The sequence below is a fragment of the Virgibacillus sp. AGTR genome, assembly GCF_016919725.2.
GTDB lineage: Bacteria > Bacillota > Bacilli > Bacillales > Amphibacillaceae > Virgibacillus > Virgibacillus salarius.
Map to the genome: position 1 here is coordinate 1 of NZ_JAJERH010000010.1, position 21,193 is coordinate 21,193.

Here is a 21,193-nt window from a genome sequence, read left to right on the forward strand (position 1 = left end):
AATTCATTAATGAATTATAGCTCGTTTTTGTGTTTCTTATTTACTTTTGTCCAGATTCTTTTTAATGACTAGATTAAATTTATGCGGAATAATGTCTCTTTACGACCTCAGCACAACGTGAACATAAAGCAGGGTGTTCACTATCTTCACCTACTGTTGTAGCAGAAATCCAGCATCGTTCACATTTTTCTCCAGCGTGTTTATCAACTGCAACATGAACATACGAATAAGGCTTAGTTTCTGACGTATCATCACTTACCTCAGCCTCTGAAACAATTAAATATTGATGTAGCTGCTCAATAGACTGTAATACATCTTTCGTTTGCTCATCTTTCGGTACTAACTTTATTTTTGCTTCAAGTGACTTACCAATTATTTTCTCATTTCTAGCTTCTTCTAATGCCTTTAACACATCATCACGAACACGCATGAAGTGATCCCATTTTTCTACAGCAAATTTTGTTATTTCTCTCGACTCAGGAATGTCTGTTAATTGAACACTATCACTTTCTACTCCTGGAATATACTCCCACACTTCTTCAGCTGTATGCGGAATAATCGGTGTTAATAGTTTAACTAGAGACGTTAGAATTTCATAATAGCCTGTTTGAATACTACGTCTTCTATGATTATCCTTTGCTTCAATATATAAAATATCTTTAGCAAAATCCAAATAGAAGGAGCTCAAATCAACTGCACAGAAATTATGAATTTGATGGAATATTGGTGAAAACTCATAGCTTTCATAGCTTACACGCACATCGTTTATTAATCGTTGAAGACGATAGAGCATATATTTGTCGACATCTTCCAATTCTGTATCAGCAACTCGATCTGTTTTCGGATCAAAATCAGCAAGATTAGCAAGCATAAAACGGAATGTGTTACGGATTTTACGATACGCTTCAGAAACCTGTTTTAAGATATCATTTGAAATACGAACATCAGCTTGATAATCTACTGAAGATACCCATAAACGAAGAATATCCGACCCTAGCTGCTTCTGTACTTTCCCAGGTTGAATTACATTGCCCAGCGATTTACTCATCTTTCTACCGTCACCATCAAGTGCAAACCCATGGCTAATAACAGTTTTATAAGGAGCTTTTCCAGTAACAGCTACTGATGTGGATAAGGATGAATTAAACCACCCTCGGTATTGGTCGCTACCTTCTAAATAAATATCTGCTGGACGATAATGATCTTCTCTGCCAAGTAATACCGCTTCATGTGAAGATCCAGAATCAAACCATACATCCATAATATCCGTTTCTTTGGTAAACATATTGTTTGGGCTGTGCTCCGAGGTAAAGCCTTTAGGTAGTAAATCATTTGCTTTCCACTCGAACCAAATATTAGATCCATGCTCCTTAAATAAATCAGACACATGACTAATTGTTTCATCTGTAATGATTGGTGTTTTATCCTCTGCATAAAATACTGGGATTGGCACACCCCATGTTCGCTGACGTGAAATACACCAATCTTCCCTATCTCGCACCATATTATATAATCTTGTTTCTCCCCATTGTGGATACCAATTGATAGCTTTGATTTCATCTAATATCGTATGACGAAAGTCCTTAATCGAAGCAAACCACTGTGACGTTGCACGGAATATCGTTGGTTTCTTCGTACGCCAATCATGTGGATAGGAATGCGTTATAAATGCGAGCTTTAACAATGCACCGGCTTCGTCTAATTTTTCTGTAATTACTTTATTTGCTTTATCATAAAACAGACCTTCAAAGCCAGGAGCTTCATCGGTAAATACACCTTTTTCATCTACTGGGCAAAGTGCATCCATACCGTAACTTCTAGCTACGTAAAAGTCATCTTCACCATGTCCAGGTGCTGTATGAACACAACCTGTACCAGCTTCTGTTGTTACATGTTCTCCAAGCATTACTAATGATTCACGATCATAGAAAGGGTGTTTAGCGACAACCTTATCCGCTTCTTCTCCTTTAAAGGTTTGAATTACTTCTGGATTGTTCCATTCTAACGCCTCTGTCACTGCTTCTAAAAGAGCGTGAGCAATGACAAACTTATCATCATTTACTGCAACTACAGCATATTCTAATTCAGGGTGGATACTTATTCCAAGATTAGCTGGGATCGTCCAAGGTGTTGTCGTCCAGATAATAAATTTGACGTCAGATTCCAATAAGCCTCTACCATCCGTTACTTCAAATGAAACGTAGATGGAAGGAGATCGTTTATCATGGTATTCAATTTCGGCTTCGGCCAAAGCGGATTCTGAAGAAGGAGACCAATACACTGGCTTTAATCCTTTATATATATAGCCTTTCTTCGCCATTTCTCCAAATACTTTTATTTGCGCGGCCTCATAATCCTTTGTCAACGTAATATATGGATTGTCCCAATCGGCACGTACACCTAGCTTTTTAAATTGCTCCCGCTGGTTATCTACTTGTCCAAGTGCGTATTCAGCACAAAGTTTTCGAAATTCAGCAATACTTAATTCTTTACGTTTCACTTTCTTATTTTTTGTCAGTGCTGTTTCAATTGGTAAACCATGTGTATCCCATCCTGGAACATATGGTACATGATATCCTGTCATCGATTTATAACGAGTAATAAAATCCTTTAAAATTTTATTTAATGCGTGACCAATATGCAAATCTCCGTTTGCATATGGAGGGCCATCATGAAGAATAAATAATGGTTTCCCCTTTGTTCTTTCTAAGCTCTTTTTATATAGGTCCTTTTCCTCCCATTCTGACTGGCGAATAGGCTCTTTATTTGGTAAGTTTCCACGCATCGGAAATGCAGTTTTTGGCATTAATAATGTTTCTTTATAGTCCATTTATGCTCCTCCTTCTAAATTAAAAAATCCCCTCTATCCCAAAAGGGACGAGAAGACTCGCGGTACCACCCTTATAAATTTGACTAACTGTCAAATTCACTCGAAATTCGTAACGTGAATGATCCCGTTCATTACTAATTCATTTCATAATGAAAGCTCAAGAGTGATTTTCTAAAAGTATTACTGTGTTGGGCTCCCACCATACCCCAACTCGCTATTCAGTAACTCACCTTTATACTAGCTCTATCCTTGCTTAATTTATTCAACTAATGATTCATAGACCTCTGTGTAAGAATTATATGTAAAATAGCGACTAGCGTCAAGGCTTATGATTCATTCTCTGCTAATTCTAGGTCTTCACCTATTTCCGCATCAAATAACTGTTCCCAATCATCAGTACCTATCATGTCCAACTGAGCTTCAACCAACATTTTTAAACGTGTACGAAAGACTTTGGCCTGTTTTTTTAACTCTTCTACATCCATTGAAATACGACGAGACTTGCTTAGAGCTTCGTTAATAATGCGGTCAGCATTTTTTTCTGCCTCTTTAATTATTAATTTGGATTCTTTTGTAGCATTGCCTTTTAGCTCTTCGGCAGTTTCCTGCGCAATAAGAATTGATTTATTTAGGGTTTCTTCGATATTCGTAAAGTGACCAAGCTTCTCATTTAAGTGATCTACTTGCTCCTTTAAATCCTTTTTCTCACGTATAACCATTTCATAATCTTTAATTACCTGATCAAGAAATTCGTTTACCTCATCTTCATCATATCCGCGAAAACTTCTAGTGAATTCTTTATTATGAATATCCAATGGTGATAATGGCACAACAGCCACCTCCTATTAAAGTTGTTTCACAAAACGTACTATCCCCATCTTACACTTTTATTCGACAAAAGGTAGCTAATTCCTGCATATTTAACAAAATTATTTCAAGATTGCAGTAGTTACCTTAATTTTATCTTTTTTTGTTTTCCCCCTAATTTGTACCACTTTACTCCTTCCCTTACCTCTTAGTGATAATAGATCACCTTCCTGTAAGAGAAACTTTACATCTTCGATGACTTTAAAATTCACCTTGACATGTGACTTATTAATGTAAGATACCGCATCTTTTCTTGAAATCCGGTAGATTTCTTTAACAAGTGTATCAAGTCGTAAGGAGGAGACGGTGCAATCTGATTCCTCCCAGTTCATTTGTTTCCGTTTAAATTCTGATAACGGCATTTCTTCCAACGTTATTTTTGTTGTTTTGATGGATAATAAATTAGTCTTCACATATGAAGCTATTTCATCTGCAACGACGATTTGGATCAGGCCATTGTCCACGTAAATATCTCCAAGCTTTTTTCGTTTAATACCTAAAGATAGAAATGCGCCCATTATGTCGCTGTGTGTCACATTTACAAATTTAGATTGATAACTAGCTTGTAATAATGTTAATTGAAAATCATCAGCTTGTATTGTGTCATAAAAGGGGGCAATTACTACCCGTTTCCGCTCCACATATGGATTTCCTCCATGATAGGCTAGTTTTACTTCATCGCCTTTGGAACCAATAAGCATGTCCATGATCTGCTGTTCACGAGGGTCAAGAAAATCTGTTAACCGTTGCTGAAAGGATCGCTCCACTTGTTCCTTCCATGACATGACCTGATCAATAAAGGGCTCCTCATCTTTCCTAAAATGCTGGTAGATCTCCATTGTTTAACCCTTTAAAAAACAAACATCTGGAAGAATTGTAATAACCCCATTCTTGCTAAATACAAGACAAAAATGGCGACGATTGGTGATAGGTCGATCATGCCGATCGGAGGAATAAACTTACGAAATTGCTCTAAATACGGTTCACATACTTTTGCTAATATTTGTCCGAATGAAGATTCCCTTGCACCTGGAAACCACGACATAAAAATATATATAATTAACGCATAACTGTATATAACAAAAGCAGTATCTAATAATCGATAAAGTCCAAACATTTATTTACTACCATCCTTTTTCATATTCATCTTCCATAAAAGCGTCTGTAATCGTACCAGACACATTGACATTATCAGGTGTACAGAGGAATGTTTGTGCACCCAGCTTTTGTATATCGCCATTTACAGCATATACTGTTCCACTTAAAAAGTCGACGATGCGTTTCGCCTGATGATTGTCCACGCGTTGTAGATTAATAACGACTGCTCGGCGATTAACGATATTGTCGGCTATTTCCTGGGCTTCATTGTATGTCCTAGGTTCACATAGTACAACTTTAGAAGTTGGATTTTGCATACTAGTAAGATTAACGACATTTTGATTTTTATCTTTCGGTTGTGGTCTAGGATCATTTTCTAGTTCATCAACATCAACATATTCATATTCATACTCATCTTCCATTGTGAAATAGTTTTTAATTTTGTTCTTTAAGCTCATTTTGTCACCTCACCCTACTAATTTTGTACCAATTCGGATATGTGTTGCACCCTCTTCAATTGCTATTTCATAATCATTACTCATGCCCATAGAAAGATACTGACAAGGCGCATGCGTATAATTTTCACGTTGTACGTTTGACCTTATATCAGCTAATCTACGGAAAATCATTCGTAGTTTTTCTTTATCATCAATGTGAGGAGCCATTGTCATCAAACCAACTACATACACGTTAGGATAGTTTGCTAAGTCCTCTATAAATGGAATAACTTGGTCTGGATCAATACCATGTTTCGATTCTTCGCCGCTTACATTTACTTGAATAAAGCAGTTCACTGGATCAGTTGCACGTTTATTTATTTCTTTCGCTAACGATAATCTATCCAGCGAATGCAAAAAATCAACTTGATTAATAATTTCTTTTACTTTCCTAGATTGCAGTGTACCAATAAAGTGCCAGGTCCCTTTGTCTTTTAAAAGATTATACTTCTCTTGGAAGCCCTCAAGTCGATTTTCACCGATATTCGTGATGCCAGCTAGTATCGTTTCCTCTGTTCGCTCTATTGTAACATATTTCGTCACACCAATTATGGTGATGTCCTCCAGATTTCGATTACGCTTCAAACATGCTTGTCTTATTTTTTGCTGTATTGCTGTTAAATTTTGTGCTACATCCATTATTTCCAATTCTCCTCCCTCGTATAATCATGATGAAAAGCCAATAAAGCCTAACATTCTACCAGTTCTCCCATGATCTCTGCGGTGTGAGAAAAATAAGTCATTCTCTCGAAACGTGCAATAATTTGTTACATCTATATTATTACGTAATACCCCAGCTTGTAAAAGAATATCTATATTTAATTGTTTTAAATCAAGTAAATATCGATTTATACCAGTTGGTAGAACTGAACTTTGTCTATGTGATAATGGAATCCTATCGATAACCTTTTGCTCTACTTCGTAAAACTGCTTTGTTATGCAAGGGCCGATAGCCACTAACAAGTCGCTCACATTTACCCCATGATTGGCTAGGGTATTGACCATATCATCAGCTATCCCACTAACAGTACCTTTCCACCCTGCGTGTGCAATACCAATATAAGAAGTAATTGGGTCGAAGAAAAATAATGGAACACAATCTGCAAAAAATCCAGTACATAAAATCCCTGACGTATTTGTAATTAATCCGTCTGTATCTTTAATTGCCGTATCATATTCGGTTGCACCTTTACCTTTGTCATTTTCAGTGACAGCATGTATGCGTGTTTGATGGATTTGCTCTCCACTAACCCAATTATTTAATGGAATCCTTACATGATTAGCAATTATTTCTCTATTTTTTATTACATTTTCTGTACTATCATTAACATGTAACCCACCATTTAAGGATGCGTATGGTTGCCTACTTACTCCACCATGTTTTGTGGTAAATCCAACTTTTAATTTTTCATTTCGTTTTTGCCATTTTTCGATATGTAATATGGAATCATTGTGCTTGATAAAGGGCTCTGACAATCTAACTACCTCCCACGTTCACTGCTTGTTTCATTTTACCACAAAATCTGCTGTTTTTTATTTTCTTTCCTGAATAAATGGTTCATTATATAATTTCGGCTTTTCGACATCTTTTACGAGGATAACATCCGATCCAATTCGAACAATTTGATTCCAATGGATAACAAGTTCTTCTGCCTTACCAAATAATCCACTTTTCTTATCCCTCGGAATGATTACAATTGCAAGAATTCTACCATTTGTTGTATCAATTTCTAAGTCATTGATATGTCCCAGTTTTCGACCATTGTCAATAATGATTACTTCTTTAATTTGTAGTTCAGATAATTTTATCACTTTTATTCACCTCACCCTTACTCTATATATATGCATAACTTTTGTGATCTTTCATGGAACAATAAATTTACAAGATATCTTTGCGATTAGTTATACAAGAATGCTTGCGTTGGAAGTTATAGATACTTATGACACGAACTCGTCAAAATTTGCAGGAGATTCGTTGTTTACTTCAAACAGGTTCGTAGCGACTAGAGCGAGTCAACGGAGATAAAGGAATCACTGTGAGCTTGTGAGCCGATGATGACTTAGATTAGGGTGATTCATGAAGTCGCATCGTTCCCTGGGCACTGAAGCTGGAAGCGGCTCAACACGCCCATATTTATCCAGATTGGCTAACACTTATAATTTCCTTAAATTACCAGAATAAAAAAGCTTGTAGACATTCTCTACAAGCTGAAAGTGTAGAAACACCTATAGCGTTTCTACACTCTGAGGGAACAGATCCGTAATCTTCCCTTGACTATCTTAATAGCCTTTCATTTATTCAAACATCTGTTTATTCATTTGTTTAATCGCTGCTTTTTCCAAACGAGAAACCTGCGCCTGGGAAATTCCAATTTCATCTGCAACTTCCATCTGTGTTTTTCCTTGGAAGAATCGTTTGTTTAGTATCATTTTTTCACGATCGTTTAATTGATGCATCCCCTCTTTTAAAGATAATTTATCAAGCCAGGTAGAATCCTTATCCTTATCATCACTTATTTGATCCATTACATAGATCGGATCACCGCCATCATTGTAAATTGGTTCGAATAAGGAAACCGGATCCTGTATAGCATCCAATGCAAAAACAATATCTGAATGGGGAATACCCATTTCTTCTGCAATTTCCATTGGGGTTGGTTCCTTTGATGTTTTGTTGATTAATTTTTCTCTTACTTGTAGTGCTTTATAAGCAATATCGCGTAATGATCTAGAAACTCTAATTGGATTATTATCTCGCAAGTATCTTCTGATTTCCCCAATGATCATAGGAACAGCATAGGTAGAAAACCTCACATTATGGGATAAATCAAAATTATCTATGGATTTCATTAATCCGATGCAGCCAACCTGAAACAAGTCATCAACGTATTCTCCACGATTATTAAATCGTTGAATAACACTTAAGACAAGTCGCAGATTTCCGTTAACCAGCTCCTCCCGTGCAGATAAGTCTCCATCTCCTTGTTGCATTCTCTTAAATAATTCTCGCATTTCTTCATTCTTTAGTACAGGTAGCTTCGATGTATCAACACCACATATTTCAACCTTATGTCTTGTCATCTGCGTTCAACCCTCCCAGTTGGTGATGCTGTTCATGGACAGTATCTCCGACTGAGAAGATTTTTATGCAGACACTAGCATGAAGAAATACTCATAAAAACCTTCTTTACTTACAGCGACAAGGCTAGACCATTTTATTAAATTCTTTTTTTAATCGGCGAATAATTTTTTTCTCTAATCGGGAAATATATGACTGAGAAATACCTAACATATCCGCTACATCCTTTTGTGTTTTTTCTTCTTCTCCAATTAAACCAAATCTCAGCTCCATGATTTGTTTTTCACGGGCATTTAACTGTGACAGAGCATTCTTCAATAAGCTTTTATCAACGCTGGACTCTAGATTTCTTGTAATTATATCTTCATCTGTTCCTAAAACATCAGAGAGTAGTAACTCATTTCCATCCCAATCGATATTTAGCGGTTCATCAAAGGATACCTCTGATTTAAGCTTATTATTTCTTCTTAAATACATTAAAATTTCATTTTCTATACAACGAGATGCATATGTGGCAAGTTTAATTTTTTTCTCAGGATTAAAGGTATTCACCGCTTTAATAAGTCCGATTGTTCCAATACTAATTAAATCTTCAATATTTATTCCTGTGTTTTCAAATTTACGAGCAATATAAACAACCAATCGTAAATTTCGTTCGATTAAAATGGCTCTGGCGGATTTATCTCCCTTTGGAAGTAAGACTAATAATTCCTGTTCTTCTTGCTTAGAAAGTGGTGGTGGTAAAGCTTCACTCCCACCAATATAATATATTTCATCTGATTTGAGTCCTAATTTAATTAAAATTTTGTACCACCATAAACGAAGGCGTAATTTTGTTGATCTCAAAGCAATCTCTCCTTTATGCAGAATGAATTGTCGCTAATTTTATAATTTGTGGATGTAATAAACAATGATAGCTTTCATCTTTTGTTAGATTGGAAAACTGAAGCCCTACCAATACTTTACTCGTTACAATCTTTTGTTCACCATAATAGATAACTAATGTATCTGGTCGAATCGTAAAGAGAAATGTACTATTACCTTGAACACCTTGATAAGGTACTAACTGCAAATATTTCTCCCACTCCGTTGGCAAACTATCCAAATCTAGTGATTCACTGCACTTACGAACTCGTTTCCATTCTTCTTCCGTAAACCAATTCTTCAAGAAAGGTTCGTCGCATAAGATTACCGGTTTTTTTGTAAGCGGATCGATTAATTGATTACCACTATCAATGTACCCTGTAGTAGAATAGCTCTTTCCCTTAATTTGTATAGTTACTGGGCACAATTGATCATAGCGTATTTTTTCTGCAGCATGCTTGTCCATACGGGATTTTGTAAATACCCAAACCAATGGAAACCCGATTACAACAAATAGCCAGCTTACTGGATCTCCAAAGCCGCTGTTAAAGGTCAGAAATCCATTGCTGTCTAAACCAAATGGACGCTGAAATAAATAGTGAATACCTATTAATCCACCTCCAATAGAGAAGGTAATAAAATAAAATAGCAGCAATAATTTTATCCAACGGTAAAAATTATGATAACCAAATGTAGTTAAGATAATGAAGCACGAGAACAAGAGTTTTCCTATTACACTGGTAAAAAAAGTATCAGGAAAATAGAGAGAGATAGGAACGAGTAAAGATGCAACAAATCCCCCAATTACTATGCGGATAATCCGTGTACTATCTCTTGCTAAAGCTTGTGTGAGCATTAAAAGCATGATATCTAATAAAAAATTTAATGCCCAAACAGCATCCAGATAAATAGTCACACCTTTCCTTCCTTTCACGTATTCTGTCATATGAAAGATTTTAAATTATTAACTTCATAATGATTAAAGTATATCGAAGAGAAAAGGAAAAGTCTGTCATTTCCTGTATGGTTCGTATGACTAATTTTAACGAGTTGTTGGAATGTTTGTCGGTAATTATAGCCAAGTTAAAAATTGGACTTAAATGACCTATGCATGAAATTGGTTGATCCAATTTAAAAGAAAAGAGGATATACATAATGCTTAAACTTGATAATTTGGCCAATTTTTGTGTGGTGGGTGTAATAGTGAAGAAAATCGAGAGAGGAACTGGAAAACAGAATTTATAGTAATAAAGTACCAGTGACCAGTCCAATTGTTACTCATGTTCTAAATTCATTCATAGGATGGTTCTTTTCCTTATAATGAACAAATTGACAAAGAATAAAAGCGCAATCGCTCGATTAGAAACGTAGCGACTAGAGCGAATCAACAGAGATAAAGGAATAACGGTGAACTTGCGAACTGATGATGACTTATCGTAGGGCGTTTACGCTCGACGCGGCTCAACACGCTCCTATGTATCCACATGGACTAATTTTATAATTTCTTTGACAATAAAAAAGGCCAATGCACGTAATAGTAGCATTGCCTTCTTTTTATCATTAACGATTTCGATTACGGTTTCGATTTCTTAAGAAAGTTGGAATATCTAAACCATCTTCCTCTTGTCTTGGTCTTTGCTGTTGAACAGGTTCACTCTCTCTTTCTCTACTAGGTGGTTCTTCATTTACTCTAGTAGCAGCATGCTGATGATGATTAATTACCGGTCGATGCTGTTTTGGTTGCTGCTCCATTTTCTTAGTAGATTCATCAAAGCCTGTCGCTATAACCGTGACAACAATTTCATCTTTTAAGTTTTCATTAATAACCGATCCAAAGATTACATTGACTTCATTATCGGCAGCAGAAGTAACTAAATCAGCAGCTTCTTGAACTTCATACAGACTTAAGTTAGTACCCCCAGTTATATTCATCAAGATGCCGTGTGCGCCATCTATTGAGGTTTCTAATAGTGGTGAAGAGATTGCTTTTTTAGCAGCCTCAGTAGCCCTTGTTTCACCAGTAGCTACACCAATCCCCATTAGGGCAGAGCCCTTATCAAACATAATGGTTTTAACATCGGCAAAGTCAACATTGATTAGCCCTGGTTTTGCAATTAAATCTGAAATGCCTTGTACACCCTGACGCAATACATTATCAGCTTCGCGGAAAGCTTCTAACATTGGTGTATTTTTATCTACTATCTCTAGAAGACGATCATTTGGTATAACAATTAATGTGTCCACACTACCTTTTAATGACTCAATTCCAGAAATTGCTTGCGTGGATCTTCTTCGGCCTTCAAAAGAGAATGGACGCGTTACTACTCCTACTGTAAGGGCACCAAGATCTTTTGCGATCTGTGCAATAACTGGAGCAGCACCAGTACCAGTACCTCCACCCATTCCAGCAGTTACAAATATCATATCTGCTCCTTGCAGTACTTCCTCAAGCTGTTCTTTACTTTCTTCTGCGGCTTTTTTGCCTACTTCAGGATTAGCTCCAGCACCTAATCCTCTAGTTAATTTTCCACCAATTTGTATTTTCAATTCTGCTTTTGATAGATTTAAAGCTTGAGCATCTGTATTTACAGCGATAAACTCTACACCTTCAACGCCGTGTTCGATCATACGGTTAACAGCATTATTACCGCCACCGCCAACTCCAATTACTTTTATTGTGGCTAATTCTTCCATGTTTGTATCAAACTCCAACATATCTCGTTCCTCCTAATATGCAAAATTACAAGCGTTTCTAGAAGCTAATTAATTAGAGGTCACCTTAAAGTATACAGTAAAAAATACTGCTTTTTAAGTCGATGGAAATAATTGTCTAATCAAAAAAATACTTAAACAAATTAGCTATTCCAGATTCTTTTTTATTATTTTCTTTTGCTTCATTTGATTTTGACTGTTTTTTTACTCGCTTTGGTTGTATTTCTTGTTTCTGTTCGATAACAGATGGAAACAATTCTTTTCCTTGTATTTTCGCATTACGGTAGGCAAATTGCAAGATTCCAACCCCCGCAGTAAACTGTGGTTCTCTGACACCTATATAATCTGGAATCGCTATACGAATATTGGATTGATATATATCCTCCGCAAGCTCCAGAACACCCGGCATAGCCATCGTACCTCCAGTCAGTACATATCCACCAGGTAATCTATGATAGCCCATCTTTCTAATTTCTCTTTCAGCAAACGCAAAAATTTCTTCCATTCTAGCTTCTATCATATCTGAGATTTCCAATTGATTATACGTTTGCTTTGTATTACTTCCTATTATGGAAACATCGAATACTTCTTCCTCTAAAGCATGATCATAAAAGGCATGTCCATAATTTAGTTTAACATCTTCAGCCTCCTCTGTAGACGTTCGTAACCCAATCGACAGATCCTTTGTAATATTGTCACCGCCCAATTGAACGACACTTGTTGAGACAAGATGATCACCTTCAAAAATAGATACAGTTGAGCAACCACCACCAACATCAATCAATGCGACACCCATGTTCTTTTCATCCTTTGATAAGGCGGTCGTACCAGCTGCAAGTGGTTGAAGACAAATATCAGCAACCTGGAGATTTGCTCGCTCCACACATTTTAAGATGTTATGTAAAACCGTCTTAGAGCAAGTGATAATCGTACCTTCCATTTCTAATCGTACGCCAATCATTCCTCGTGGATCATTAATCTCGTCTAACCCGTCAACAATAAATTGTTTAGGTATGACATCGATAATCTCACGTTCTGGAGGAATGGACATAACTTGGGCTCCATCAATCACTCTCGTAATATCATCATCACTTATCTCACGGTTTTCACTTTGAACCGCTACTACTCCGTGACAAGGTTGTAATTGAATGTGATTTCCATTCACGCCGACTACAACACTATCAATTTGCATGCCTACCATACGTTCTGCTTGTTCAACAGCATTTCTAATGGACTGGACTGTCTGATCAATGTCTATAATAGCACCTTTCTTCATGCCATTTGATTTAGCAGAACCAACTCCAATGATGTTTAATGAATCGTTTAAAACCTCACCTATTATAACTTTGATTTTTGATGTACCTATATCAAGACTTACTAATACTTCACTGTTGTTCAAGTAAGGCACCCCCCAGTTCAGAAGCTGCACAACTAAGCAAACTTCTTATACCAAATTCTGTAATTATCCTAATAATGTAATAGTTTAAAACATTTCCTAAAAATAAAATATATATAGGTTATTCCACATAAAATATAGGATTCCTTTTATTTTTCGGTAATTTTTTTAAAAAAATTAAGCAGATTTTACAATTAATACAATGTGATCATTAATTATTTAGGAAAAAGAAACCATACCTCTTATATTAAACTATTTCGTAAAGAGAGCTGGAATTATGACTTTCATAAGAAATTAAATTCTTTTACTCACGATTTTCAGATGTTGCCTCCTGATTTATAGTATCTTCTACTGATTCTTCAGATTCAGTGGTTTCATCTTGCTGGCTCTCTTCTTTTTCATTAAAAGACTCAAAATAGGCTCCTACTCCAATATGAACAATTCCTTCACTGTCTGCATCCAATTGAGCAACAATAGATGGGTATACTTCCATTCTAGCTGCAAAATCCCGAATCGTTGCATCAACCGTTAATCCATCATTCATATATAGGCGAATTTTGTTTTTATTATCATCCGTTGGAGCCCAATGAATCTCAGAAATTAACTTCAATATACTTTTGGGAAGTTTTTCTAGTTCTGCTGTCATCCTATGTATATATTCTTTTTCGGTAAAATTGGATATTAATGGAGCATCTCCAGTAAAGGTATGCTGTTCCAAACTATTGAGCACAGTACCGTTCCCTAGAATTGGATAATATTTTGTTTCCTTTTGTACATAACCAACACGCTCATATTCTTCCACTTGAATAGTGATTGTCCACGGTAATTTTCTATCTACACTTGCGGATGAAATAATCGGATTATTCTCTACTGCTTTCACACTCGCTGATTTATCAATTGTCCATATATTCATATCTTCCGCTAAATTACTTATGCTTATTACTTCTTTATCCGATAAAAAGGTATTTCCTTCTACCTCGATATATCGGATATGACTTAATGAAGATTGCAGATAGACGATAATAGAAATTAATAAGAAAAAAATAGAAAGATAAAATATTAACCGTCGATTTGCCTTTTTTTTCCTAGCCTGCTTCAATTTCGGTATCCTATCTTCTATTGAAACAACTTTCTTTTTTGCCATCTCCATTTCTTCCTTTATCATAAATTAACAATAGAAATGGCAAATAAATACCATTTCCTTATGTTAATTTAAAGTATATCACATTATCCCTTTAAAGTTGTAGTGTACATAGATGGAAAATAAAGTTTTTAAGCTCTTTGCAATATCTCTGCAAACTATGGTTTTATAGTAAGTAATTTTAGATTTTCGTATATCTACTAATATTTAGCAAAATACCTACAGAACATAGTATTAATGTTAATGATGATCCTCCATAGCTTAAAAAAGGCAAGGTAATTCCAGTTACAGGAATTAAACCAATAACGACACTAATATTTATCATTGCTTGAATCGCAAGCATGGAAACTATCCCAAGTGCTAAGAAACGAGAGAATAGATCAGGTGCCTCCAGGGATACTTTTATCCCACGCCATAGTAAGAGTAGAAACAGCAATAAAACGATAGTACCTCCAATAAAGCCAAGCTCTTCTCCTAAAATAGCAAAGATAAAATCAGTTTGTGGTTCAGGTAAATAAAAATACTTCTGTAGACTATTCCCAAATCCTAACCCCATTAAACCTCCTGGACCAATTGCATATAGTGATTGTATAATTTGGAATCCATCGCCAAGTGGGTCTTCCCACGGATTTAAGAATGCAGTAATTCTACTAATACGATACGGTGCAGATGCAATCAGACCTACAAAGCCTATCAGCCCAAGTAGAGCTAGTCCAAAAAAATGTGAAAGTCTAGCACCAGCAGCAAATACTAAAATCATACACGTTAATACTAATACCATACCAGTACCTAAATCTGGTTGAAGCATAATTAAGCCAAACGCAGTAAATATCAGCATAATGGATGGAAGAAAACCTTGCTTCAATGAGGTAATATACTTCTGCTTCGTTGCTAAAAATGCAGATAGAAAAATAATTAAACCTAACTTCATAAATTCCGATGGTTGAATACTGAATGCCCCTATTCCAATCCAGCTTTGTGCTCCTCCACGTACCATTCCAATTCCTGGTATTAATACTAAAAATAAAAGTATGAAGCAAGCTAACAAAATCACTCTCGCGTATTTTTTCCACGTACTATAGGGAATTTTCATCACAAAAAGCATTGCTGCTACGCCGACGCCAGCAAATAATACTTGTCTTTTTACATAATACCACGCATCACCAAATTTATATTCTGCCCAAACATAGGAGGAGCTGTAGACCATAATGACTCCAATAAGTAACAAACTTATGATAACGCCCAATAAGATATAATCGGGTGAAGTATGTGATCTCGCTTTATTCTGGAACAAAAATAACACCCCTCTTTAGATTGAAATCGGGGTGTTGTTTAAAGCTATTTACTTCACGATGTTTTTTCTACTCGGTTCAAAAAGAAGGTGAGACATACTTCTTGAACAAGTTCTTTAAACAAGCCCCTATACTATCGTATGCACGGCTTGTATAAACATGTCTCCTCTTTCTTCAAACGTCGCATATTGGTCCCAACTTGCACAAGCTGGAGAAAGCAGAATGGTGTCACCTTCTTCTGAAAAATCAAAAGCAGTTTGTACCGCTGTTTCCACATTATCTGTTAATTTTATCTGGGGAACGCCTGCATGTTCGCCAACTGCCTTCAATTTTTCTGCAGTTTCTCCAAATAACACCATCGCTTTAACATGTTCTAAGTAAGGGATTAGTTCACTAAATTCATTCCCTCGATCTAACCCACCAGCCAACAAGATTACCGGTTTTTCAAAAGCTGATAACGCCTTTTGTGTTGCCAGAATATTCGTTGCCTTTGAATCATTATAAAACATCCTACCAAGATGTTTTCCGACAAATTGTAAACGGTGCTTTACCCCTGTAAAAGCAGATAGGGCAGTTTGAATCCCGTGATTCGTAGCACCGCTAAGCTTAGCAGCAGCTATTGAGGCAAGTATGTTCTCATAATTATGCTCTCCCATTAAGGCGATATTTGATCGATCCATAATCTTTTCATCTCTAAAATAAATCGATGTTTCATCCATCCAAGCACCATCTTCTAAACGCTCCTTAACAGAAAAAGGAACTTTATGAGCTTTGCTGTTTTCTACTGCATCAATCAAGCTACGATCGTTGGCATTATAGACGAGAAAATCTTCTTCCGTTTGATTCTTAAAGATATTAAATTTTGCCTGTTTATAATTATCAAGTGTTTTATGATAATCTAAATGCGCCTCGAAAATATTTAATAAAACTGCAATCCTAGGCTTGAATTTATCTATCCCCATTAACTGAAAAGAAGATAGTTCTAAAACTAAATTCTCGTTATTATCTATTGTTTGTGCTACTTCAGTTGCAACTATTCCAATATTTCCAGCTATCTTAACAGGTTGGTCACTCTGTGTAAGCATTTGAGCAGTCATCGTGGTTGTCGTTGTTTTACCATTTGAACCTGTGATACCAATGATTGTTGCATCTGTTAACTGCGCAGCTATTTCTATTTCAGTAATAATTGGAATTTCTTTTTTTATAGCCTCGGCAACAATTGGATTCTCATAGGAAATTCCTGGGTTTTTTACGATTATGTCGATATCATTTAACACAGAAAGAGGATGGGAACCAACAATTATCTCTGCACCCATCTCCCTTAATCGAATTACCTCTTCATCTGAAGCAGTTGCTTTTTTATCGTTTATACGTACCTTTTTCCCATCTTTCATTAATACCTCAGCAGCAGCTGTACCACTCTTAGCTAAACCTAATACAAGTACATGTGAATAGGGAAAATCATTTAGCTTTCTCAATTTATGCCCACCTCAATGTATATACCTAAAGCTGCAAAAATTAAGCCTACTAACCAGAAGGTTGTTACGACACGCCATTCAGACCAACCTAATAATTCATAATGATGATGTAGTGGGCTCATTTTAAACACCCTTTTTCCAGTTGTTTTAAAAGATATAACCTGAATAATGACAGATAACGTTTCAATAACAAAAACTCCACCGATAATAACTAAAATAATCTCTAATTTAGTTAAAATGGCAATAGCAGCGATGGCTCCACCTAACGCTAATGAGCCTGTGTCACCCATAAATACCTTAGCAGGATGTGCATTAAATACAAGGAAACCAAGCAGTGCACCAACTACAGCTAATGAAAAAATAGTGACTTCATTTTGTGGAATTCCATACCAAGCTAGAATTCCGAATGCACCAAATGCAATAGCAGCGGTACCTGCAAGTAATCCATCCAAGCCATCTGTAAGATTAACGGCGTTAGAAGCACCAACAAGCATAAAAATAATTAAAAGTGCATAACCCCAGCCCAATTCCCATTGAATAGATGTACCTGGAATTGAAATGTAGGTCGGAAAGCCTTGATCTCTCAATATAAAATATACAACAAGTGCAATAATCAGCTGACCAAACATCTTTTGTTTTGAAGTCAAACCAAGGTTCCTCTTCATTGCGACTTTAATAAAATCATCTAAGAATCCTAATAATCCGTACCCTACTAACACAAAAATGAGTAACCAAAGTTCATAGCCAATGCCATCTGAATTTGTTTTCAAGGCCATAATTATTGATGTGATTATAACACTTAGAACAATCATTAATCCACCCATTGTAGGCGTACCTGTTTTCTTTTTATGTGATTTTGGCCCTTCTTCTCTTATGCTTTGTCCAAACTTTAATCGTCTTAAAAATGGAATAATAATAGGAGACATAAGGACGGTGATTAAAAATGCTATAGCAATCGTTATGACTAATACGAATATATTCATTGTTTCTCCTCCTTGTTAGAAACCGTCCATCTATTGTAAATAACTAACTTCTTTTATCATTAATTCAAATTTCAATCCTCTAGATGCTTTAAACAAAATTACAGTGTCTTTATTCAAATAAGGTTGAAGTGCCTCAATGAGCGCTTGTTTATCCTTAAAATGCGTTGAGGGAATTAGAGAATGTTTTTCTTTCATTGCTTTAGTAATGTATTTAGCATCCTCGCCAAATGTGAAAACTTCTGTCACAGGTTCTGATATAACTTCAGCTACAGACCGATGTAACATTTCTGAATGATTTCCTAATTCTAGTATATCACCTAGTACTAGTACTTTATCCTTAAAATCATGTAATTGTTTTACAACTTTTATTGCAGCCTTCATCGATGTCGCAGAAGCATTATAGGCATCATTAATAATGGCTACACCATTATTACCTGTTAGCCATTCAAATCGCATTCCTGTCTTTTCCATTTGCAAAAATGATTGCTGTATTAATGCGCCGCTAATATTTAACAATTCTCCAAGTGCTATTGCAAATGTTGCATTTTTAGCATGATGCTCTCCTAAAAAAGGTATGCTATATTCCTCATCTTTACCTAGCTGAAAAAGTGTCTGTGCATGTTTTAACTCGACCGATATGATTCGTTTATCGTTCGTATGATTAAATCCACATGTACGAACATTAGCTTTTTTATGCATATGATAAAGCAATTCCTCATCACCATCGATAATTAAATAACCATCTGACTTTAGTCCGGAAGTGATCTCAAGTTTAGCTTTGGCAATACCTTCGCGTGAACCTAAATATTCAATATGTGATTCGCCAATATTGGTAATTATGGCATAATCTGGCCTTGCAATTTCGGATAATTGTTCAATTTCTCCAAAGTTGCTCATTCCCATTTCTAAAACCAATGCTTCCGTATCAATCGGCATAGATAAAATAGTTAATGGTAATCCGATATGGTTATTATAATTTCCATCTGTATAATGTGTTCGATATACAGCTTTCAGCATAGCTGCCACGATATCTTTCGTAGAAGTCTTACCATTTGAACCTGTAATACCTACTACGATTGGATCAATCTTTTTCCGATAATGAAAAGCCATTTCCTGTAAGGCAGTAATCGTATTGTCAACAAAGAAAATCGGAAGGTCATCGGGAACCTGCTGTGGTAGAGCCTTCGCCTGATCCCAAAATACAGCAATTGCTCCATTATGAATTGCCTGTTCCACATAAGCATGACCATCAAAGTTCTCCCCAATAATCGGAATAAACAAGGAATTTGGCTTTTGCTGCCTACTGTCTGTATGAACATGTTCTATTGATTTTCCGTGGATATCCCCCGTAAAGTCTGGAAAAAATCCCGAAAGCCAATTTAAACTAAACATAATCTCTACTCCTTAGCTAAAATAGCTTGGCGAGCTATTTCTCGATCATCAAAATCATATTTAACATTGCCGATTTGTTGATATGTTTCATGCCCTTTACCTGCTATTAGAATAACATCACCAGCTTTAGCATGTTCTACAGCATACTGTATTGCCAATCTTCGATCTACGATAACTTGATAATCTTCGTTAGCATGCAAACCATTTGTCATATCATCCAAAATTTCTTGGGGATCCTCCGTTCTCGGATTATCAGATGTGAAAATAGCATGATCTGCATATTTTAATGCAATTTCCGCCATAAGTGGCCGCTTCGTACGATCACGATCACCACCACAGCCTACTACTACAAACACACGATTTTCTGCAAATTCTTTCACCGTCTGTAAAACATTATATAATGAATCCGGTGTATGTGCATAGTCAACAATAACTGCAAAGGACTGCCCTTCATTCACAGGTTCAAATCGACCATTTACACCCTCCATTTTTTCTAAAGCCGTTTTAATGTGGGCAATCGGAATATCACTCACAATTGCTACAGCACTGGCCGCCAACATATTATATACATTAAACATACCAATAAGCTTGCTTTGGATTGTTAACTCTCCAACAGGTGTCGTTAATTGGAAAGTTGTACCTGCTGCACCAAGTATAATATTACTTGCCATTACTTGAGCAGAATTTTCGATTCCGTACGTAATCACATGTTGAGCTGTACTTTCTTTTAATAGTGTACTTGACGCATCATCTTCATTAATTACGGCATATTTATCTTCACCGCTATAACTATTGCCTAGCTGCGCAAACAAGAGGCTCTTGGCTCTTAGATAGTCATCAATATCTTTATGATAATCTAAGTGATCCTGAGATAGATTTGTAAAAACCGCTATATCATAATCACAACCATAAACCCTTCCCTGCACAAGCGCATGCGAAGAAACTTCCATAATTGCTTGGTCTACATCTTGATCTAGCATCTTTTTGAACGACTTCTGAAGTAGTAACGCATCTGGAGTCGTATTGGCAACCGGATATGTTTCATTTCCTATTTTCATATGAATCGTTCCAATAACACCTGTCTTTTTCTTATATTCATTAAATATCGTTTCAAGCAGATACGTCACCGTAGTCTTACCATTTGTTCCAGTGATACCGATTAAAGGTAGCTTAACAGTAGGGTTATTATAATATTTCACACCAAGCATCGATAATGCTCTGCTTGTATTAGCGACTTTAATTATTGGTACGCTTGAATGTACTTCTTGATCGACAATAACGGCACTGGCTCCATTTTGAACCGCCTGCTCTACGTAGTCATGTCCATCAACTGTAAAGCCTTTGATGCAGACAAAAAGATTACCGGATTCTACTTTTCGCGAATCCATTTCAATACCAGTTACCTCTATATGAGCTATATCATCATTTGTTTCATAAAAAGGTATACATCCTAACAAATCAATTAATTTCATGTTTAACATCCCAATCTAAAATAATGTCCCACATATGTATTCTCGTAGATTACAATTTTTAAGAGGGTGACAGCACCCTCTTTTATTCTTTT

At 36.1% G+C, this 21,193-nt stretch carries 19 protein-coding genes and 1 other annotated feature; all 19 genes read right to left on the reverse strand.

Going from position 1 to position 21,193, the window contains the following annotated elements; all coding sequences use genetic code 11:
- Positions 1-79: 79 nt before the first annotated feature.
- The 19 genes from ileS to JUJ52_RS06425 all read right to left on the reverse strand — a co-directional run bounded on the left by ileS (position 80) and on the right by JUJ52_RS06425 (position 21,101).
- Complete coding sequence (gene ileS / locus JUJ52_RS06335) at positions 80-2,830, reverse strand: isoleucine--tRNA ligase (protein WP_205388505.1); 2,751 nt, start codon at positions 2,828-2,830, stop codon at positions 80-82.
- A 40-nt stretch (positions 2,831-2,870) separates the two neighbouring features.
- Positions 2,871-3,089: a binding site (T-box leader), on the reverse strand.
- Positions 3,090-3,156: 67 nt separating this feature from the next.
- Positions 3,157-3,660, reverse strand: coding sequence for a DivIVA domain-containing protein (locus JUJ52_RS06340; protein WP_026680818.1), 504 nt, complete (start codon positions 3,658-3,660; stop codon positions 3,157-3,159).
- Between the two features lie 99 nt (positions 3,661-3,759).
- The gene (locus JUJ52_RS06345) at positions 3,760-4,536 is read right to left on the reverse strand and encodes a YlmH family RNA-binding protein (RefSeq protein WP_121605056.1); all 777 of its coding nucleotides are present in this window, start codon (positions 4,534-4,536) and stop codon (positions 3,760-3,762) included.
- 11 nt (positions 4,537-4,547) lie between these two features.
- Positions 4,548-4,814 carry a YggT family protein gene (locus JUJ52_RS06350; protein ID WP_026680816.1) on the reverse strand — a complete coding sequence of 89 codons (267 nt, stop codon included), beginning with the start codon at positions 4,812-4,814 and terminating at the stop codon, positions 4,548-4,550.
- A 7-nt stretch (positions 4,815-4,821) separates the two neighbouring features.
- Positions 4,822-5,253: a cell division protein SepF gene (locus JUJ52_RS06355; protein WP_026680815.1), complete on the reverse strand. Its 432-nt coding sequence runs from the start codon at positions 5,251-5,253 to the stop codon at positions 4,822-4,824.
- A 9-nt stretch (positions 5,254-5,262) separates the two neighbouring features.
- The gene (locus tag JUJ52_RS06360) at positions 5,263-5,931 is read right to left on the reverse strand and encodes a YggS family pyridoxal phosphate-dependent enzyme (protein WP_026680814.1); all 669 of its coding nucleotides are present in this window, start codon (positions 5,929-5,931) and stop codon (positions 5,263-5,265) included.
- A gap of 27 nt (positions 5,932-5,958) precedes the next feature.
- Complete coding sequence (pgeF, locus tag JUJ52_RS06365) at positions 5,959-6,768, reverse strand: peptidoglycan editing factor PgeF (protein WP_121605055.1); 810 nt, start codon at positions 6,766-6,768, stop codon at positions 5,959-5,961.
- A 57-nt stretch (positions 6,769-6,825) separates the two neighbouring features.
- On the reverse strand, positions 6,826-7,104 hold the full coding sequence (locus tag JUJ52_RS06370) for a YlmC/YmxH family sporulation protein (RefSeq protein ID WP_026680812.1): 279 nt from the start codon (positions 7,102-7,104) through the stop codon (positions 6,826-6,828).
- Between the two features lie 483 nt (positions 7,105-7,587).
- Complete coding sequence (sigG, locus tag JUJ52_RS06375; RefSeq protein ID WP_026680811.1) at positions 7,588-8,373, reverse strand: RNA polymerase sporulation sigma factor SigG; 786 nt, start codon at positions 8,371-8,373, stop codon at positions 7,588-7,590.
- Between the two features lie 124 nt (positions 8,374-8,497).
- Complete coding sequence (gene sigE / locus JUJ52_RS06380; RefSeq protein ID WP_026680810.1) at positions 8,498-9,217, reverse strand: RNA polymerase sporulation sigma factor SigE; 720 nt, start codon at positions 9,215-9,217, stop codon at positions 8,498-8,500.
- A gap of 13 nt (positions 9,218-9,230) precedes the next feature.
- Entirely contained in the window at positions 9,231-10,151 is a 921-nt protein-coding gene (spoIIGA, locus tag JUJ52_RS06385; protein ID WP_026680809.1) for a sigma-E processing peptidase SpoIIGA, read from the reverse strand.
- A 644-nt stretch (positions 10,152-10,795) separates the two neighbouring features.
- Positions 10,796-11,950 (reverse strand): cell division protein FtsZ, encoded by a 1,155-nt coding sequence (gene ftsZ / locus JUJ52_RS06390; RefSeq protein WP_026680808.1) that lies wholly within the window; start codon positions 11,948-11,950, stop codon positions 10,796-10,798.
- A 115-nt stretch (positions 11,951-12,065) separates the two neighbouring features.
- Positions 12,066-13,346, reverse strand: a complete 1,281-nt coding sequence (ftsA, locus tag JUJ52_RS06395) for a cell division protein FtsA (RefSeq protein ID WP_121605054.1) — start codon at positions 13,344-13,346, stop codon at positions 12,066-12,068.
- 301 nt (positions 13,347-13,647) lie between these two features.
- Positions 13,648-14,487, reverse strand: coding sequence for a cell division protein FtsQ/DivIB (locus JUJ52_RS06400; protein ID WP_121605053.1), 840 nt, complete (start codon positions 14,485-14,487; stop codon positions 13,648-13,650).
- 178 nt (positions 14,488-14,665) lie between these two features.
- Positions 14,666-15,778: a stage V sporulation protein E gene (gene spoVE, locus JUJ52_RS06405; RefSeq protein WP_026680806.1), complete on the reverse strand. Its 1,113-nt coding sequence runs from the start codon at positions 15,776-15,778 to the stop codon at positions 14,666-14,668.
- A gap of 126 nt (positions 15,779-15,904) precedes the next feature.
- Positions 15,905-17,254 (reverse strand): UDP-N-acetylmuramoyl-L-alanine--D-glutamate ligase, encoded by a 1,350-nt coding sequence (gene murD / locus JUJ52_RS06410; RefSeq protein ID WP_121605052.1) that lies wholly within the window; start codon positions 17,252-17,254, stop codon positions 15,905-15,907.
- The gene (gene mraY, locus JUJ52_RS06415) at positions 17,251-18,237 is read right to left on the reverse strand and encodes a phospho-N-acetylmuramoyl-pentapeptide-transferase (RefSeq protein WP_026680804.1); all 987 of its coding nucleotides are present in this window, start codon (positions 18,235-18,237) and stop codon (positions 17,251-17,253) included. The genes murD and mraY overlap by 4 nt, the downstream gene beginning before the upstream one ends.
- 30 nt (positions 18,238-18,267) lie before the next feature.
- Positions 18,268-19,629: a UDP-N-acetylmuramoyl-tripeptide--D-alanyl-D-alanine ligase gene (locus tag JUJ52_RS06420; RefSeq protein WP_255637542.1), complete on the reverse strand. Its 1,362-nt coding sequence runs from the start codon at positions 19,627-19,629 to the stop codon at positions 18,268-18,270.
- Between the two features lie 5 nt (positions 19,630-19,634).
- Positions 19,635-21,101 carry a UDP-N-acetylmuramoyl-L-alanyl-D-glutamate--2,6-diaminopimelate ligase gene (locus JUJ52_RS06425; RefSeq protein WP_205388504.1) on the reverse strand — a complete coding sequence of 489 codons (1,467 nt, stop codon included), beginning with the start codon at positions 21,099-21,101 and terminating at the stop codon, positions 19,635-19,637.
- Positions 21,102-21,193 lie beyond the last annotated feature (92 nt).

Excerpts from the sequence above, each read along its gene's own strand:
- ileS (WP_205388505.1), bottom strand. The coding sequence starts at position 2,830 with ATGGACTATAAAGAAACATTATTAATGCCAAAAACTGCATTTCCGATG.
- JUJ52_RS06345 (WP_121605056.1), bottom strand. The coding sequence starts at position 4,536 with ATGGAGATCTACCAGCATTTTAGGAAAGATGAGGAGCCCTTTATTGAT.
- JUJ52_RS06350 (WP_026680816.1), bottom strand. The coding sequence starts at position 4,814 with ATGTTTGGACTTTATCGATTATTAGATACTGCTTTTGTTATATACAGT.
- JUJ52_RS06355 (WP_026680815.1), bottom strand. The coding sequence starts at position 5,253 with ATGAGCTTAAAGAACAAAATTAAAAACTATTTCACAATGGAAGATGAG.
- JUJ52_RS06360 (WP_026680814.1), bottom strand. The coding sequence starts at position 5,931 with ATGGATGTAGCACAAAATTTAACAGCAATACAGCAAAAAATAAGACAA.
- sigG (WP_026680811.1), bottom strand. The coding sequence starts at position 8,373 with ATGACAAGACATAAGGTTGAAATATGTGGTGTTGATACATCGAAGCTA.
- ftsZ (WP_026680808.1), bottom strand. The coding sequence starts at position 11,950 with ATGTTGGAGTTTGATACAAACATGGAAGAATTAGCCACAATAAAAGTA.
- JUJ52_RS06400 (WP_121605053.1), bottom strand. The coding sequence starts at position 14,487 with ATGGCAAAAAAGAAAGTTGTTTCAATAGAAGATAGGATACCGAAATTG.
- mraY (WP_026680804.1), bottom strand. The coding sequence starts at position 18,237 with ATGAATATATTCGTATTAGTCATAACGATTGCTATAGCATTTTTAATC.
- JUJ52_RS06420 (WP_255637542.1), bottom strand. The coding sequence starts at position 19,629 with ATGTTTAGTTTAAATTGGCTTTCGGGATTTTTTCCAGACTTTACGGGG.
- JUJ52_RS06425 (WP_205388504.1), bottom strand. The coding sequence starts at position 21,101 with ATGAAATTAATTGATTTGTTAGGATGTATACCTTTTTATGAAACAAAT.